This window comes from Streptomyces sp. NPDC058534 (assembly GCF_042717365.1).
In the GTDB taxonomy this organism is placed as follows: Bacteria; Actinomycetota; Actinomycetes; order Streptomycetales; family Streptomycetaceae; genus Streptomyces.
The window spans coordinates 1-1,451 of the sequence record NZ_JBHXNW010000189.1 but is presented as its reverse complement, the minus strand read 5'-3'; the positions used below and the strand labels follow the sequence as shown (position 1 = coordinate 1,451).

Sequence of the window (1,451 nt, the reverse complement as noted above, 5' to 3'; positions counted from 1 at the left end):
TGACGTTGTGTGCGACGCAGTGGGTGGTGGGGGATGTGGGGTTGGTGCCGGGGGTGTTGCCGATTGGCCGGCCGTTGGAGAACACGCGGGTGTATCTGCTTGATGATGGTCTGTCGCCGGTGCCGCCTGGGGTTGCCGGGGAGTTGTATGTGGCGGGTACGGGTGTGGCCCGCGGCTATCACGGGCGGCCTGGGTTGACGGCGGAGCGGTTCGTGGCGTGCCCGTTCGGCGAGCCGGGTGAGCGGATGTATCGGACGGGGGATCTGGCTCGGTGGACGGCGGACGGGCAGTTGGTGTTCGTGGGCCGGGCGGATGATCAGGTGAAGGTGCGTGGGTTCCGGGTGGAGCCGGGTGAGGTGGAGGCGGTTCTGGCGGCGCATCCTGGGGTGGGTCAGGCGGTGGTGGTCGCTCGTGAGGATGCTCCGGGGGACAAGCGACTGGTCGCCTATGTCGTTCCCGAGGGCGAGGCCGAGGGCTCGGGCTCAGGCGTGGGCGGCGTGGACGGCCGACTGAGCGCTGAGCTACGTGCCTCGGTCGGCGAACAGCTGCCGGAATACATGGTGCCTGCGGTGGTGGTCGAGCTGACCAGGCTGCCGCTGACCGGGAACGGGAAGGTGGACCGGGCGGCGTTGCCGGCGCCGGAGTACGCGCTGGCCGGAGGGGGGCGTGAAGCCACCACGGAGGAGGAGCGGATCCTCTGCGAGATCTTCGCCGAGGTCCTGGGCCTGGACACGGTGGGCCCTGAGGACGACTTCTTCGAACTGGGGGGCCACTCCCTCCTTGTCACGCGATTGGTGAGCCGCATTCGTTCGAGGCTGGGTGTCGAAGCCGGTATCTGGCTCCTGTTCGAGGTTCCGACTCCCGCCAGGCTGGCGCTCCGGATCGCGGAGGCGGCTCCGGCGCGGGTGGGGTTGGTGCGGTGGGAGCGGCCTGAGCGGGTGGCGTTGTCGTTTGCTCAGCGGCGGTTGTGGTTCCTGGCGCAGTTGGAGGGGCCGAGCGCGACGTACAACATGCCGGTCGCGCTCCGGCTGGAGGGCGAGCTGGATGTTGCTGCGCTGCGAGCGGCGCTGAATGACGTTGTCGTCCGGCATGAGGTGCTGCGGACTGTGTTCCCGGTGGTGGATGGGGAGCCGTATCAGGAGGTGTTGGCGCCTTCAGAGGTGGGTGAGGTGCTTCGGGTCGCGCGGGCCGCCGAGGGTGAGGTGGCGGGTCTGGTGGCGGAGGAGACCGAGCGTGGGTTTGATCTCGGGGTTGAGGTGCCGTTGCGGGTGTTGTTGGTTGAGGTCGGTGTGGGTGTGCACGTCCTGGTGGTGGTGGTGCATCACGTTGCGGGGGATGGATGGTCGATGGGGCCGTTGGCGCGGGACATCTCGGTCGCGTACGCCGCTCGGTGTGACGGTCGTGCGCCCGGTTGGGAGCCGCTGCCGGTGCAGTACGCGGACTACACCCTG

Annotated in this window: 1 protein-coding gene; it reads left to right on the top strand. The window is 68.9% G+C overall.

The window, feature by feature from the left end; genetic code table 11:
• Positions 1–1,451 (top strand): condensation domain-containing protein (locus tag ACFWR9_RS42700; protein ID WP_383853098.1); only part of this gene is annotated, 1,451 nt, incomplete at both ends.